Annotated in this window: 15 protein-coding genes; 10 read left to right on the top strand and 5 right to left on the bottom strand. The window is 66.6% G+C overall.

The features are described from left to right. Positions 1-74: 74 nt before the first annotated feature. The 7 genes from glnH to HWX36_RS01935 all read left to right on the top strand — a co-directional run bounded on the left by glnH (position 75) and on the right by HWX36_RS01935 (position 6,179). Positions 75-827 (top strand): glutamine ABC transporter substrate-binding protein GlnH, encoded by a 753-nt coding sequence (gene glnH / locus HWX36_RS01965; RefSeq protein ID WP_175950598.1) that lies wholly within the window; start codon positions 75-77, stop codon positions 825-827. Positions 828-893: 66 nt separating this feature from the next. Continuing rightward, entirely contained in the window at positions 894-1,550 is a 657-nt protein-coding gene (gene glnP / locus HWX36_RS01960) for a glutamine ABC transporter permease GlnP (RefSeq protein ID WP_059607785.1), read from the top strand. Further along, on the top strand, positions 1,547-2,275 hold the full coding sequence (glnQ, locus tag HWX36_RS01955; protein ID WP_059237091.1) for a glutamine ABC transporter ATP-binding protein GlnQ: 729 nt from the start codon (positions 1,547-1,549) through the stop codon (positions 2,273-2,275). The genes glnP and glnQ overlap by 4 nt, the downstream gene beginning before the upstream one ends. 20 nt (positions 2,276-2,295) lie before the next feature. Next, positions 2,296-3,345, top strand: coding sequence for a C45 family peptidase (locus HWX36_RS01950; RefSeq protein WP_175950597.1), 1,050 nt, complete (start codon positions 2,296-2,298; stop codon positions 3,343-3,345). Positions 3,346-3,360: 15 nt separating this feature from the next. Then, positions 3,361-4,695 (top strand): aspartate aminotransferase family protein, encoded by a 1,335-nt coding sequence (locus HWX36_RS01945; RefSeq protein ID WP_175950596.1) that lies wholly within the window; start codon positions 3,361-3,363, stop codon positions 4,693-4,695. Between the two features lie 32 nt (positions 4,696-4,727). After that, positions 4,728-5,282 carry a carboxymuconolactone decarboxylase family protein gene (locus HWX36_RS01940; RefSeq protein ID WP_175950595.1) on the top strand — a complete coding sequence of 185 codons (555 nt, stop codon included), beginning with the start codon at positions 4,728-4,730 and terminating at the stop codon, positions 5,280-5,282. 159 nt (positions 5,283-5,441) lie between these two features. Then, complete coding sequence (locus tag HWX36_RS01935) at positions 5,442-6,179, top strand: extensin (protein ID WP_175950594.1); 738 nt, start codon at positions 5,442-5,444, stop codon at positions 6,177-6,179. 95 nt (positions 6,180-6,274) lie between these two features. Here HWX36_RS01935 and ahpF read toward each other — a convergent pair whose 3' ends face one another. From ahpF to HWX36_RS01910, 5 genes are all read right to left on the bottom strand, one after another. After that, positions 6,275-7,873 carry an alkyl hydroperoxide reductase subunit F gene (ahpF, locus tag HWX36_RS01930; RefSeq protein ID WP_175950593.1) on the bottom strand — a complete coding sequence of 533 codons (1,599 nt, stop codon included), beginning with the start codon at positions 7,871-7,873 and terminating at the stop codon, positions 6,275-6,277. Between the two features lie 128 nt (positions 7,874-8,001). Then, positions 8,002-8,565, bottom strand: coding sequence for an alkyl hydroperoxide reductase subunit C (ahpC, locus tag HWX36_RS01925; protein WP_175950592.1), 564 nt, complete (start codon positions 8,563-8,565; stop codon positions 8,002-8,004). 385 nt (positions 8,566-8,950) lie between these two features. Continuing rightward, positions 8,951-9,316 (bottom strand): type II toxin-antitoxin system VapC family toxin, encoded by a 366-nt coding sequence (locus HWX36_RS01920; RefSeq protein ID WP_175950591.1) that lies wholly within the window; start codon positions 9,314-9,316, stop codon positions 8,951-8,953. Next, complete coding sequence (locus HWX36_RS01915; protein WP_175950590.1) at positions 9,310-9,528, bottom strand: ribbon-helix-helix protein, CopG family; 219 nt, start codon at positions 9,526-9,528, stop codon at positions 9,310-9,312. The genes HWX36_RS01920 and HWX36_RS01915 overlap by 7 nt, the downstream gene beginning before the upstream one ends. 117 nt (positions 9,529-9,645) lie before the next feature. Further along, the gene (locus HWX36_RS01910; RefSeq protein ID WP_175950589.1) at positions 9,646-10,542 is read right to left on the bottom strand and encodes a LysR substrate-binding domain-containing protein; all 897 of its coding nucleotides are present in this window, start codon (positions 10,540-10,542) and stop codon (positions 9,646-9,648) included. A 181-nt stretch (positions 10,543-10,723) separates the two neighbouring features. Here HWX36_RS01910 and HWX36_RS01905 point away from each other — a divergent pair, with 181 nt between their 5' ends. Genes HWX36_RS01905 through HWX36_RS01895 form a run of 3 tightly spaced genes read left to right on the top strand, consistent with a single transcriptional unit; the run spans position 10,724 to position 13,724 of the window. Next, a complete protein-coding gene (locus HWX36_RS01905; protein ID WP_175950588.1) occupies positions 10,724-11,890 on the top strand; it encodes a branched-chain amino acid ABC transporter substrate-binding protein in 1,167 nt (388 codons plus the stop codon). A 54-nt stretch (positions 11,891-11,944) separates the two neighbouring features. Beyond that, positions 11,945-12,466, top strand: a complete 522-nt coding sequence (locus HWX36_RS01900; protein WP_175950587.1) for an L-2-amino-thiazoline-4-carboxylic acid hydrolase — start codon at positions 11,945-11,947, stop codon at positions 12,464-12,466. After that, a complete protein-coding gene (locus HWX36_RS01895; RefSeq protein ID WP_175950586.1) occupies positions 12,459-13,724 on the top strand; it encodes a Zn-dependent hydrolase in 1,266 nt (421 codons plus the stop codon). The genes HWX36_RS01900 and HWX36_RS01895 overlap by 8 nt, the downstream gene beginning before the upstream one ends. Positions 13,725-13,733 lie beyond the last annotated feature (9 nt).

The following is a 13,733-nucleotide window of genomic DNA, read 5'->3' as shown; positions in this document are numbered from 1 at the left end:
TGCGGTGCGGCTTGATGTCGTCGTTCCGCCGGCCGCCCGGCCGGTCACATCGCTCAATCATGCGGAGAGAAACCATGAGTCGCCGTTCCTTCCTGAAAGCCGTCGCGGTCGTTGCCCCGCTCGGCGCAAGCCTCGCACACGCGGATACCAGGACGCTCGTCGTCGGCACCGACACGTCGTTCATGCCGTTCGAGTTCAAGCAGGGCGACAAGTACGTCGGCTTCGATCTCGACCTGTGGGCGGAGATCGCGAAGGACCAGGGCTGGAAATACTCGATCCAGCCGATGGATTTCGCGGGCCTGATCCCGGCGCTGCAGACGCAGAACATCGACGTCGCGCTGTCGGGGATGACGATCAAGGAAGAGCGCAAGAAGGCGATCGACTTCTCCGCGCCGTACTACGACAGCGGTCTCGCGGCGATGGTCCAGACCGGCAACACGACGATCAAGTCGATCGACGACCTGAACGGCAAGGTGATCGCCGCGAAAACCGGCACGGCGACGATCGACTGGATCAAGGCGCACCTGAAACCGAAGGAGATCCGCCAGTTCCCGAACATCGACCAGGCGTACCTCGCGCTCGAAGCCGGCCGCGTCGACGCGGCGATGCACGACACGCCGAACGTGCTGTTCTTCGTGAACAACGAAGGCAAGGGCAAGGTGAAGGTCGCGGGCCAGCCGGTCAGCGGCGACAAGTACGGGATCGGCTTCCCGAAGGGCAGCCCGCTCGTGCCGAAGGTCAACGCGTCGCTCATGAAGATCCGGGCCGACGGCCGCTACGCGCAGATCTACAAGAAGTGGTTCGGCGCCGAGCCGCCGAAGATGTGAGCGTGACGCCGCAACAGCGCGCGGCCGTGCGGCCGCGCCGGTCTTGAATCGAACGGGGAGCGACAAGTGAATTTCGATTGGTCGGCGATCTGGGCGGCGTTGCCGGACCTGATGGACGGGGTCCGGTTGACGGTGTTCATCGCATTTTTCGGGCTGGTGGGCGGCTTCGTCGTCGGGATGATCGCGGGCATGTTCCGCGCATACGGACCGAAGGCGATGAACGTGCTCGCACAGGTTTATATTGAATTGATCCGCGGCACGCCGATCGTCGTGCAGGTGATGTTCCTGTATTTCGCGCTGCCGTTGCTCGCGCATATCCGCATCGACGGCCTGACGGCCGCGATCATCGCGATCACGGTGAATTCCGGCGCGTATCTCGCGGAAGTGGTGCGCGGCGCGCTGCTGTCGATCCCGAAGGGGCTGACGGAAGCGGGGCTCGCGATGGGCTTGTCGATGCCGCGCGTGCTGCTGAAGGTGGTCGGGCCGCTGGCGTTCCGGCGGCTGATCCCGCCGCTCGGCAACCAGTGCATCGTGAGCCTGAAGGACACGTCGCTGTTCATCGTGATCGGCGTCGGCGAACTGACGCGCAAGGGGCAGGAAATCATCGCGGGCAATTTCCAGGCGGTCGAGATCTGGACGGCGGTGGCCGTCATCTATCTGCTGCTGACCGGCGCCATGACGCTGACGCTGCGGCTCGTCGAGAAGAGGATGCGCATCCTATGAGCATGATCGAATTCCAGAACGTGTCGAAGAGCTTCGGCCACGTGCCGGTGCTGAAGCACATCGACCTGAAGATCGACGCGGGCGAGGTGGTCGTCGTGATCGGCCCGTCCGGCTCGGGCAAGTCGACGATGCTGCGTTGTATCAACGCGCTCGAGAAAATCACCGGCGGCGAGTTGCTCGTCGACGGCCAAAGCGTGCGCGGCAACGCGACGACGATTCGCAACATCCGGCTCGAGGCCGGCATGGTGTTCCAGCAGTTCAACCTGTTTCCGCAGATGACCGCGCTCGAGAACGTGATGTTCGGGCCGATCCAGGTACGCGGCGCATCGCGTGCCGACGCGCGCGACCAGGCGATGGCGCTGCTCGACAAGGTCGGCCTCGAATCGCGCGCGAATCATTATCCGTCGGAGCTGTCGGGCGGCCAGCAGCAGCGTGTCGCGATTGCGCGCGCGCTCGCGATCCGGCCGCGGCTGATGCTGTTCGACGAGCCGACGTCGGCGCTCGATCCGGAATTGCGCCACGAAGTGCTGAAAGTGATGCAGGATCTGGCTACCGAAGGGATGACGATGATCGTCGTCACGCACGAGATCGGCTTTGCGAAACGGGTCGGCACGCGCCTGCTGTTCATGGATCAGGGCGGGATTGCCGAGGACGGCCATCCGGTCGACCTGATCGACCGGCCGCCGACGCCGCGCCTGAAGGAATTCCTGAAACACGTGTCCTGAACGATATCGAAACATCCGACATGCCGCTTTCCCTTTCTCCCGTCATCGCCGGCGCGCCGTTCGACATCGGCGTGCGCCTCGGCGAGCTCGCCCGCCCCGTGTTCGATGCATACATGCAGCAGAGCAGCGCGTGGCAGGCCGTGCGGCGCTGGCGCGGCCATCCGTTCGTCGCTGCGCTGCGGCAGGCCGCGCTGGCCGCGTACCCCGATCTCGTCGCGGAACTGGACGGGATCGCGGCAGGCATCGGCTGGCCGGCCGAGGACATCTTCCTCTGGAATTGCCGCGGCGAGCTGATCCACAACGCGCCGGACGGCTGCACGACGCTTGCCGCGCGCGGCGCTGACGGCACGCGCTGGATCGCGCACAACGAGGACGGCGATCCGTTCCTGCGCGAGCGCTGCCTGCTCGTCGACGTGCAGCCGGCGGGCAAGCCGGGCTTCGTCAGCTTCTACTACCCCGGCTCGCTGCCGGGCCATACCTTTGCGGCGAACCGGGCGGGCATTGCGCAGGCGATCAACAACCTGCGGATCCGCACGCCGGCAGCGGGCGTGCCGCGCATGATCCTCGCGCGCGCGGTGCTCGATGCGACGTCGCTCGACGCGGCGGCCGACGTGCTGCGCGGTCATGCGCGCGCAAGCGGCTTTCATCACACGATCGGTGCGATCGGCGATGAACGCTTGCTGAGCATCGAGGCGAGCGTTGCGCGCTGTTCGGTGATCGACGTCGCGCGGCTCGCGGGGCATGCGAACCATCTCGTGCATCCGGGCTGCGACGCGGAGGCGCAGGTCATCACGCAATCGTCGGCCGACCGCCAGCGCCGCGTCGATGCGCTGACGCCCGCCATCGACGCGATCGACGAAGCCGCGCTGCGGCGCGTGCTAGGCGATCGCGCGCCGGAAGGGTTGCCGATCTACCGCGACGATCCGGCCGACCCCGACGACGAGAACACGCTGGCCACGGCCGTGTTCGCGATCGGCGCGGCATCGATCGATTTCACCATTCACCAACACGGCACGCCGCGTTTCGCGACGCGCATCGTGCCGTCCGGGCGCGCGCACGACGCGTCCTGATCCATGAGGCAACGCATGACGACCGTTTTCCATCGCGCTCCGCGCGCCACCTTGCCCGTTGCCGTCGCAGGCGACGGCATCGAGATCATCGACTCGACCGGCAAACGCTATATCGACGCCTGCGGCGGCGCGGCCGTTTCGTGTCTCGGCCACAGCAACCAGCGCGTGATCGACGCGATCAAGCGGCAGGCGCAGCAACTGGCGTACGCGCATACGTCGTTCTTCACGACCGACGTGGCGGAGGAGCTGGCCGACCGGCTCGTCGACGCCGCGCCGGCCGGCCTCGAACACGTGTATTTCGTGTCGGGCGGCTCCGAGGCGGTCGAGGCCGCGCTGAAGCTCGCGCGCCAGTATTTCGTCGAGAAGGGCGAGCCGCAGCGCCGCCATTTCATCGCGCGGCGCCAGAGCTATCACGGCAACACGCTCGGCGCGCTCGCGATCGGCGGCAACGCATGGCGGCGCGAGCCGTTCCTGCCGCTGCTGATCGAGGCGCACCACGTGAGCCCGTGCTATGCGTATCGCGACCAGCAGGCGGGCGAAACCGACGAAGCGTATGCGCAGCGCCTGGCGGACGAGCTCGAGCAGAAGATCGTCGAGCTCGGCGCGGACAACGTCGCTGCGTTCGTCGCGGAGACGGTGGTGGGCGCAACGGCCGGCGCGGTGCCGCCGGTGCGCACGTACCTGAAGAAGATTCGCGCGGTGTGCGACAAGTACGGCGTGCTGCTGATCCTCGACGAGATCATGTCGGGGATGGGCCGCACGGGCTACCTGTACGCGTGCGACGAAGACGGCGTCGCGCCCGACCTGCTGACGATCGCGAAAGGGCTCGGCGCGGGCTACCAGCCGATCGGCGCGACGCTTGTCAGCGACCGGATCTACCGGACGATCGTCGACGGTTCGGGTTTCTTCCAGCACGGCCACACGTACCTCGGCCATGCGACCGCATGTGCGGCGGCGCTCGAAGTACAGCGCGTGATCGCCGAAGAGAAGCTGCTCGACAACGTGAAGGCGCGCGGCGAGCAGCTGCGCGCATCGCTGCGCGAGCATTACGGCGCGCATCCGCATATCGGCGACGTGCGCGGCCGCGGGCTGTTCGTCGGCGTCGAGCTCGTGCGCGATCGCGGCAGCAAGGCGACGTTCGATCCCGCGCTGAAGCTGCATGCGGCGGTCAAGCGCGAAGCGATGCAGCGCGGGTTGATGGTGTATCCGATGGGCGGCACGATCGATGGCGTTCACGGCGATCACATCCTGGTCGCGCCGCCGTTCATCTGCACCGCGCAGCAGATCGATACGATCGTCGAGCGGCTGTCGGGCGCGATCGGTGCGGCGCTTGCTGCGGCCGGGGCGTGAACGCATTCATCGAACCTTGTTCGGACATCGCCATGACCAACAGATTGCCTCCGTTCGATTCCGCGTCGGCCACCGATGAGCAGAAGGCCGTACTGGCCGACATTCTCAGCGGCCCGCGCGGCAACCTGAACGGGCCGTTTCTCGGCTGGATCGCAAGCCCCGAGCTGGCGCAGCATGCGCAGAAGCTCGGCGCGTTCTGCCGCTACCGTACGGGCCTGCCACTGCGCCTATCGGAACTCGCGATTCTCGTGACGGCCGCGCGCTGGCGCTCGCAGGCCGAGTGGCACATCCACCATCCGATCGCGCTCGACGCTGGCGTGCCGGCCGCGACTGCAGAGGCGATCCGGCGCGGCATCGAACCTTCATTCGAGTCGGACGACGATGCGCTGATCCATGCATTCGCGAGCGAACTGTACGACACGCGGCGCGTGAGCGACGCGACGTTTGCCCGGGCGCAAGCGCGCTTCGGCCACGAAACCGTCGTGAATCTCGTTGCGTTGCTCGGCTATTACGCGCTCGTCGCGATGACGCTGAACACGTTCGGCATGCGCGCGGAAGGGCAGACTGAATTGCCGTTTCCTGAGTAACGGCGGCGCGTCGAAGGTGCCGGAGCAGGGCGGCGATACGTCTGACGAACGCCGCGCCGACCTGTTCCGGCACAATGCAACCAAATGTATTCGCGCGGGATCGACGGCCGATCGCCGCGTATGATGGCTTGTTCACGTCGATATGAGCGGTGAGCAAGCATGACGAGTACCCGCAAAACCTTGATGATCGCCGGTGGGCTCCTGGTCGCCGCAGCCGGCACTGCCTACGTGATGCTCCTGCGTGCGGATCACCGCGCGATCGAAGAGGCCGGCATCGGCGATTCGGCCGCGCCGGTTGCCGCGGCACCCGCGAACAACGATCACGCGGTGCAGGGCGCCATCGCGCCGCCAGCCCCGGCAGCCCAGGCCGATACGGCATCGAAGCAGGCAGCCGTTCCGCCGCCTCCACCCGCACCCGTCCCGGCAGCACCCGCGCGTGTCAGCGCCGCACCGGCTCCCGTTCCCGTCGTCAGCGAGAAAGCGCAGCCGAGCGCGCCGCCGCCGAAGGTCAACGTCGTGACCGTCGATGCACAGGATTCGACCCCGCCGCCCGCACCCGCGCAGGTCACGCAACGCGCGCCGCGCAAGCGTGACGGCCTCGAACGCCACGCGGCCGCGGCACCCTCCGCAACGCAATCCGAAACGCCGGAGACGGCCGCCCTCGTCAGGGAATCGGCGAAGCTCGATCCGTCGCTGCCGCCGCCGTCGATGTCGTCGACGTCATCGATGCCGTCGATGTCGGCGGGCACCGGTTCATATCGGCAGGGAAGGGCGTCGTCCGGCGCGAATCCGGTGGCCGCCGCGATGACCGAGCAACTGGTCAGGCAGTCGAGTAGTTTCAAGCCGCAGGCGCCTGCGCCCGTGCCGGCGAACGACGGCCCGACCGCGCCCCAGTAAGCGCCGATGTCTTCCGCATAAAAAGGGCCCCGCACGCCGACCAAAGCATGCGGGGCCAAGAGAGACAAATTGTTGCGCCGACGGGCTGACGCGCATTACGCGGCGACCGCTTCCTCGGCCTGCGGCTGCGCGGCGGCAACCGGTGCAACGTCCTGCCGGATCAGGTGATCGAACGCGCCGAGCGATGCCTTCGCGCCTTCGCCCACGGCGATCACGATCTGCTTGAACGGCACCGTCGTGACGTCGCCGGCCGCGAACACGCCGGGCACCGACGTCGCGCCGCGCGCATCGACGACGATCTCGCCGTGCTTCGACAGTTCGACCGTGCCTTTCAGCCATTCGGTGTTCGGCACGAGGCCGATCTGCACGAACACGCCTTCGAGATCGATGCGCTGCGTTTCACCTGAGCGCAGATCCTTGTAGACGAGCCCGTTCAGCCTGCTGCCGTCGCCGGTCAACTCGATCGTTTGCGCCTGCGTGACGATCGTCACGTTCGGCAGGCTGCGCAGCTTGCGCTGCAGCACTTCGTCCGCACGCAGTTGCGCGCCGTATTCGATCAGCGTGACGGCCTTCACGATGCCGGCGAGGTCGATCGCGGCCTCGACACCCGAGTTGCCGCCGCCGACCACCGCGACGCGCTTGCCCTTGAACAGCGGGCCGTCGCAGTGCGGGCAGTACGCGACGCCGCGATTGCGGTATTCGCGCTCGCCCGGCACGTTGATTTCGCGCCAGCGCGCGCCGGTTGCGAGGACGATCGTCTTCGCCTTCAGCACCGCGCCGTTCGCGAGGCGGATCTGGTGCACATCGCCCGGAATCAGCGCGTCGGCGCGCTGCACGTCCATGATGTCGACGTCGTACTGCTTCACGTGCTGCTCGAGCGCGGTCGCGAATTTCGGCCCTTCGGTTTCCTGCACCGACACGAAGTTCTCGATGGCCATCGTGTCGAGCACCTGGCCGCCGAAACGCTCGGCGACGACGCCCGTCGCAATGCCCTTGCGCGCCGAGTAGATCGCCGCCGCCGCGCCTGCCGGGCCGCCGCCGACGATCAGCGTATCGAACACCGGCTTGTTCTCGAGCGACTTCGCGGCACGTGCGCTCGCGCCCGTATCGAGTTTCGCGAGGATTTCCTTCACGCTGCTGCGGCCCTGGCCGAACGATGCGCCGTTCAGGAACATCGTCGGCACGGCCATGATCTGGCGCGACTCGACTTCATCCTGGAACAGTGCGCCGTCGATCGCGACGTGACGGATGCGCGGGTTGATCAGCGACATCACGTTCAGCGCCTGCACGACTTCCGGGCAGTTCTGGCACGACAGCGAGAAGTACGTCTCGAACGCGTAGTCGCCGTCGAGCGCGCGAATCTGTTCGATCACGTCGTCGTCGAGCTTGATCGGATGGCCGCCCGTCTGCAGCAGCGCGAGCACGAGCGACGTGAATTCATGGCCCATCGGGATGCCGGCGAAGCGGATGCCGGCCGGCTTGCCGGGCTCGCCGATCGAGAACGACGGCTTGCGCTCGGCGTCGTCGCGGCGTTCGGTCACGGTCACGCGATCCGTCAGCGAAGCAATCTCGTTCAGCAGCGCCAGCAGTTCCTGCGATTTCGCGCTGTCGTCGAGCGAGGCGACGAGTTCGATCGGGCGCGTGATCTTTTCGAGGTACGCTTTGAGTTGGTTCTTGAGATTGGCGTCGAGCATGGCGTTTCGGATTCCGTATTGATGATTCTGGTCGGGCACGTCGTGCCGGAGGAGGGCGCGGGCCGCATGCCGCGGCGGCCCGGGATCGGGTGTCTCGCGCGCCTCGTGCGAGGCGCGCGGAGCGATCGTCAGATCTTGCCGATCAGGTCGAGCGACGGGGTCAGCGTTTGCGCACCCGGCGTCCACTTGGCCGGGCAGACTTCACCCGGGTGCGCCGCGATGTATTGCGCCGCCTGCACCTTGCGCAGCAGTTCGCCTGCGTCGCGGCCGATGCCGTTGTCGTGGATTTCGCACAGCTTGATCTCGCCTTCCGGGTTGATCACGAACGTGCCGCGCAGCGCCATCCCTTCTTCCTCGATCAGCACGTCGAAGTTGCGCGACAGCGTGAGCGTCGGGTCGCCGATCATCGGGTACTTGATCTTGCCGATCGTGTCCGACGTGTCGTGCCATGCCTTGTGCGTGAAGTGCGTGTCGGTCGACACGCCGTAGATTTCGACACCCAGCTTCTGGAATTCCGCGTAACGGTCGGCGAGGTCGCCCAGCTCGGTCGGGCAGACGAACGTGAAGTCGGCCGGGTAGAACACGACGACGGACCACTTGCCCTTGAAGTTCTCTTCCGAGACGGGCACGAAATCGCCATTGTGGTAAGCGGTTGCCTTGAACGGCTTGATTTGGGTGTTGATGATCGGCATCTGGAGAATTCCTTTGCTTCAGTGGTGAGTGGAGTGTTGCCAGTATCCGGGTTCACCCTGGCTTTGTGAAATTGCTTGTTTCAATCCGGGGCATCGGGAATTTCTATCTGCTTCCGGCCCTCGTTTGCGTGGGGTGCGCGGAGGGCGCTCGAGAAAGTGCGCGCGCGGGCGCTCGTTCGATGCAAGCGTGAGGGGAGAGGGGGCGCGGTCGCGAGGATCGATGCCTTTTCAATCCCGATGCGAAGTGGCGTGACGAGCGATTCGGTTACGCCGTGTTCGGCGAGCGGGCCGATCTTCTGGCGAGGCACACGCGACACTTCTTTCAGGAGAGGTTTGGGGCAAATGCGTCGCACGGCGCATTTGCATCGCCGCCGCGCACATCGGCTCAGACCTGATAGGGCACGCGAACGCCGGGTTCCGTGGCGGGAAAGTCTTTCGTGTTGCGCGACACGAGCAGCAGCCCGTTCACTTGCGCCGACGCCCAGACGATCGCGTCGGGCAGGCGTATGCGGCGTTCCTTGCGAATGATCACGGCGCGATTCGCCACCGTGCTGTCGAGCGCAATGACCTCGAATGACGAGAGCCATGCGCGGATCGGGGCTTCGTCGCGTGCGGACGCGCCGACCAGGACTTCCATCCACGAGATCGTGCTGATCGCACGATAGTCGTAGCGGCCCAGTTCCGCGCGGGCGGATTCCATGCCGCCCAGATAGTCGATCAGGATGTTGGTGTCGAAGAGCGCTTTTACCATTCCGAGCGCATTTCCTCCTGATACGCGAGCCCGTCGACCTTGCGATCTTTCCAGAGACCGAATACGTCGTCGGCGAGCGGGCGCTTGTGCAGGGCAATGTAGGCACTGATCGCGTCGCGAATGATGGCGGCGCGGGGACGATGTTCAGTCTCGACGATGGCGGCCAGCTCGTCGAGCTGGCCATCCGGCAGATCAACCAGAATCCGGCTCATGACAGCCTCCGATATATGATATGCATATCATATATATTTGATTGAGCGCATGCAACTCTCGGGCGGGCGCGGCGTCTTCGCGTAAGCCGCTGTCCGGCAACGCGGGAGGCGAGCCGCTCAAATCCCCGCCATCTTCCTCAACCACGCCGCCAGCCGCCTGGCTCCGTCCGGCATGTCCGCGTCGTCGCGCGTGCACAGGTAGTAATCGCGCCCGTCGTCGAGCGTGTGATCGAACAGCTTCACGAGCTCGCCATTCGCCAGCTCGCGTTCGACCAGCGGCGCGCGCAGCAATGCCGCGCCGAGATCGGCGCGCGCGGCGCTCAGCGTGAGCTGGCCATCCTCGAACATCGGCCCCACCGCGTGCGACACGTGCCGCACGCCGGCGCCTTGCAGCCAGTTGACCCACGTGCTGCGATCCTCGTCGTGCACGAGCGGTGCGCGCGCGAGATCGGCCGGCGTGCGAAACGGCCCGTGGCGCTTCAGGAACGACGGGCTGCACATCGGCACCATCGCGCCCGGCAGCAGCCGCTCGCAGCGGTAGCCGGGCCAGTCGCCGGTGCCGAAGCGGATCGACAGGTCCGATGCATCGCTGCGGTAGTTGCGGTGATGCGCGTACAGCACGGTCACGTCGACGTCCGTGTTGTCGGCCAGGAACGCGTGCAGCCGCGGAATGAACCAGCCGATGCCGAGCAGCGGAATCAGGCTGACGGTGATCTGCCGCAGCGACGAGCGGTCGCGCACGAAACGCGTCGCGCTGCGCAGCACCGAGAACGCGGCGCTGATCGAGCGGTAGTAGTCGCGGCCTTCGTCGGTGAGCGCGAGCAGCCGGCCCTCGCGCACCGTCAGCGGCGTCTGGATGAACGCCTCGAGCAGCTGCAGCTGATGGCTGACCGCCGACGGCGTGATGTCGAGCTCGCCTGCCGCCGCGGTGACCGACCCGAGACGCGCGAACGCTTCGAACGCACGCACCGCGCGCAGCGGCGGATCGTGCGGTAATTGTTCGATATTTTTCATGTATCGAATTTTATCGAAAAGTCAGGGTAAGCGACAACATGAAAATATCCTGTATTTACAGTGACATGGGCTAATGTGTTGGGAACGGCATAAGCATCCAACAATTGGGTATTTAGGGTTTGGGTGCGGAATATTTAATATTTTTCATGTTTTGATCCGATTCCCCGATCCATCCCCGCACATGAAAATCGCTTTTCTCCACGCCAGCCTCGCTTTCTCGGCGGCCGCCCTGGTCGCCTCCGTTCCCGCGTTCGCGCAATCCGCGCCGCAGACGATCCTGATCGGTCTTGCCGCGCCGCTCACCGGCCCGTCCGCGCGGATCGGCAAGGATCTGCAGAACGGCGCGCAACTCGCGATCGACGACGCGAACGCGAAGCATCCGGCCATCGGCGGCAAGCCGGTGGTCTACAAGCTCGTCGCGGCCGACGACCAGTCCGATCCGCGCACGGCCGTCGCGGTCGCGCAGCAACTCGTCGACAAGCACGTGATCGGCGTCGTCGGCCACTGGAACACGGGCTGCAGCGTGCCGGCGTCGCGCGTCTACCGCGATGCGGGCATCCCGCAGATCGCGCCGGCGTCCACCGGCCATCAATACACGCAGCAGGGCTATGCCACAGCCTTCCGGATCATGGGTCACGACGATGCGGGCGGCCATTTCACCGGCGCGTACGCGGTGAAGACGCTGAAAGCGAAGCGCATCGCGGTGATCGACGATCGCACGTCGTTCGGCTCGGGCCTGGCCGACCAGTTCATCAAGGGCGTGCAGGCGAACGGCGGCGCGATCGTCGATCGCCAGTATGTGAACGACAAGACGACCGACTTCAGCGGGGTGCTGACCGCGATCAAGGGCAAGCGCGCGGATCTCGTGTTCTTCGGCGGCCTCGATGCGCAGGCTGCGCCGATCGCGCGCCGGATGCGCCAGCTCGGCGTGAACGCGCCGCTGCTCGGCGCGGGCGGCTTCGTGAGCCAGACCTTCCTGTCGCTCGCGGGCAAGGACGGCGATGGCGTGACGGCGCTCGAACCGGGCCTGCCGCTCGACCGGATGCCGGGCGGCAAGGCGTTCGACACGCAATACCAGGCGCGCTTCCGCGCCCCGATCGAACTGCATGCGCCGTTCGCGTACGACGCGGCCGCCACGTTGATCGCGGCCGCACAGAAGGCCGGCACGACGCAACCGGCGAAGCTGGTCGCGGCAGTGCGTGCGATCGACCGGCCCGGCGTGACGGGGCGGATCGCGTTCGATGCCGAAGGCAACCTGAAGGACCCGGCCTTCACGATCTACCAGGTGCGCGGCGGCAAATGGGCCGTCGTCGACGTGCTCGGCGGCTCGCGCACCGCGACCAAGTAAACGACATAGCGCGATACAGCGCGACACAGCGACCAAGCGACCAAGACGATCCCCATGACCGACACCACCCATCCATCCGCCGCCGCCGAGGACTCGCGCCTCGGGATCCTCGCGCGGCGCCGCATCGAAGCGGAAATCATCAAGCCCATCTACGAGATCATGAAGCGCGAGTTCGGCGTCGAGCGCGCGCAGGCCGTGATCGCGGAAGCCGTGCGCGGCGCGGCGGTCGACGCCGGCCGCACGTTCGCCGCGCAGGAGCCTGGCGGCACGAGCGTGAAATCGTTCATCGCGCTGCAGGTGTTGTGGGAGAAGGACGATGCGCTCGACGTCGAGGTGCGGCGCGCGGACGACGCGCATTACGACTACGACGTGCATCGCTGCAGCTACGCGGAGATGTATCACGCGATGGGGCTCGGCGAGATCGGGCACCTGCTGAGCTGCGCGCGCGACAGCCATTTCATCCAGGGCTATGCGCCGGACATCGCGCTCACGCGTACGAGCACGATCATGCAGGGTGGCAAGCGCTGCGATTTCCGTTACGCGCGGCAAGCCGCGCCGGAGAACGGCGATGCGTGACGACAACGCAATGGCCGAGCGCGTGAGCGTGCCGCGCGTCGACGGCGACCGCCTGTGGGCGTCGCTCGACCGGATGGCGCAGATCGGCGCGACGCCGAAGGGCGGCGTCTGCCGTCTTGCGCTGACCGATCTCGATCGCGAATCGCGCGACCTGTTCGTGCAATGGGCGCAAGACGCCGGCTGCACGGTGCGCGTGGACCAGATGGGCAACGTGTTCGCGCGCCGCGCGGGGCGCAATCCCGACGCCGCGCCGGTCATGACCGGCTCGCACGCCGATTCGCAGCCGACGGGCGGCCGCTACGACGGCATCTACGGCGTGCTCGGCGGGCTCGAGGTCGTGCGCGCGCTGAACGACGCGGGCATCGAGACCGAGCGCCCGATCGACGTCGTGATCTGGACCAACGAGGAAGGCTCGCGCTTCGCGCCGGCGATGGTGTCGGCCGGCGTGTTTTCGGGCGTCTATACGCTCGAATACGGGCTGTCGCGCACCGACGGCGCGGGCCGGACGATCGGCGAGGAACTGGCGCGGATCGGCTATGCGGGCGCGGAGCCCGTCGGCGGCTATCCGGTGCATGCGGCGTACGAGTTGCATATCGAACAGGGCGCGATTCTCGAGCGGGCCGGCAAGACGATCGGCGTCGTGACGGCCGGGCAGGGGCAGCGCTGGTACGAGGTGACGCTCACCGGTGTCGATGCGCACGCGGGCACGACGCCGATGGAATTCCGTCGCGATGCGCTGGTTGGCGCCGCGCGGATGATCTCGTTTGTCGAGGTGCTCGGCCGCCGTTACGCGCCGTACGCGCGCGCGACGGTCGGGATGATCGAGGCGCGGCCGAACTCGCGCAATACCGTGCCGGGCGGCTGCTTCTTCACGGTCGAATTCCGTCATCCCGACGACGCGGTGCTCGACGAACTGGACGCGGCGCTGCGCGCGGAACTCGCGCGTGTGGCCGACGAAACGGGCCTCGGCGCGCAGATCGAGCAGATCTTTACGTATGCGCCGATCCCGTTCGCGCCGCGCTGCATCGACACCGTGCGTGATGCGGCACGGGCGCTCGGGCTGTCGCACATGGATATCGTGTCCGGCGCGGGTCATGACGCGTGCTATGTGGCGCGCGTCGCGCCGACGGGGATGATCTTCGTGCCGTGCGTCGACGGGCTGAGCCACAACGAGGCCGAAGCGATTACGCCCGAGTGGGCGGCGGCAGGCGCCGACGTGCTGTTGCGTGCGGTGCTGCAAAGCGCGCAGGAAACCTGAGCCTGGGTG

The organism is Burkholderia sp. BCC0405 (assembly GCF_902833075.1).
Classification (GTDB): domain Bacteria; phylum Pseudomonadota; class Gammaproteobacteria; order Burkholderiales; family Burkholderiaceae; genus Burkholderia.
Note: the sequence above shows the minus strand (reverse complement) of the source record. Positions and strands in the feature narration are given on the sequence as shown.

Excerpts from the sequence above, each read along its gene's own strand:
- HWX36_RS01915 (WP_175950590.1), bottom strand. The coding sequence starts at position 9,528 with ATGAGCCGGATTCTGGTTGATCTGCCGGATGGCCAGCTCGACGAGCTG.
- HWX36_RS01935 (WP_175950594.1), top strand. The coding sequence starts at position 5,442 with ATGACGAGTACCCGCAAAACCTTGATGATCGCCGGTGGGCTCCTGGTC.
- HWX36_RS01905 (WP_175950588.1), top strand. The coding sequence starts at position 10,724 with ATGAAAATCGCTTTTCTCCACGCCAGCCTCGCTTTCTCGGCGGCCGCC.
- ahpF (WP_175950593.1), bottom strand. The coding sequence starts at position 7,873 with ATGCTCGACGCCAATCTCAAGAACCAACTCAAAGCGTACCTCGAAAAG.
- HWX36_RS01950 (WP_175950597.1), top strand. The coding sequence starts at position 2,296 with ATGCCGCTTTCCCTTTCTCCCGTCATCGCCGGCGCGCCGTTCGACATC.
- HWX36_RS01910 (WP_175950589.1), bottom strand. The coding sequence starts at position 10,542 with ATGAAAAATATCGAACAATTACCGCACGATCCGCCGCTGCGCGCGGTG.
- HWX36_RS01895 (WP_175950586.1), top strand. The coding sequence starts at position 12,459 with ATGCGTGACGACAACGCAATGGCCGAGCGCGTGAGCGTGCCGCGCGTC.
- HWX36_RS01900 (WP_175950587.1), top strand. The coding sequence starts at position 11,945 with ATGACCGACACCACCCATCCATCCGCCGCCGCCGAGGACTCGCGCCTC.
- HWX36_RS01940 (WP_175950595.1), top strand. The coding sequence starts at position 4,728 with ATGACCAACAGATTGCCTCCGTTCGATTCCGCGTCGGCCACCGATGAG.
- HWX36_RS01920 (WP_175950591.1), bottom strand. The coding sequence starts at position 9,316 with ATGGTAAAAGCGCTCTTCGACACCAACATCCTGATCGACTATCTGGGC.
- glnH (WP_175950598.1), top strand. The coding sequence starts at position 75 with ATGAGTCGCCGTTCCTTCCTGAAAGCCGTCGCGGTCGTTGCCCCGCTC.
- glnQ (WP_059237091.1), top strand. The coding sequence starts at position 1,547 with ATGAGCATGATCGAATTCCAGAACGTGTCGAAGAGCTTCGGCCACGTG.
- HWX36_RS01945 (WP_175950596.1), top strand. The coding sequence starts at position 3,361 with ATGACGACCGTTTTCCATCGCGCTCCGCGCGCCACCTTGCCCGTTGCC.
- ahpC (WP_175950592.1), bottom strand. The coding sequence starts at position 8,565 with ATGCCGATCATCAACACCCAAATCAAGCCGTTCAAGGCAACCGCTTAC.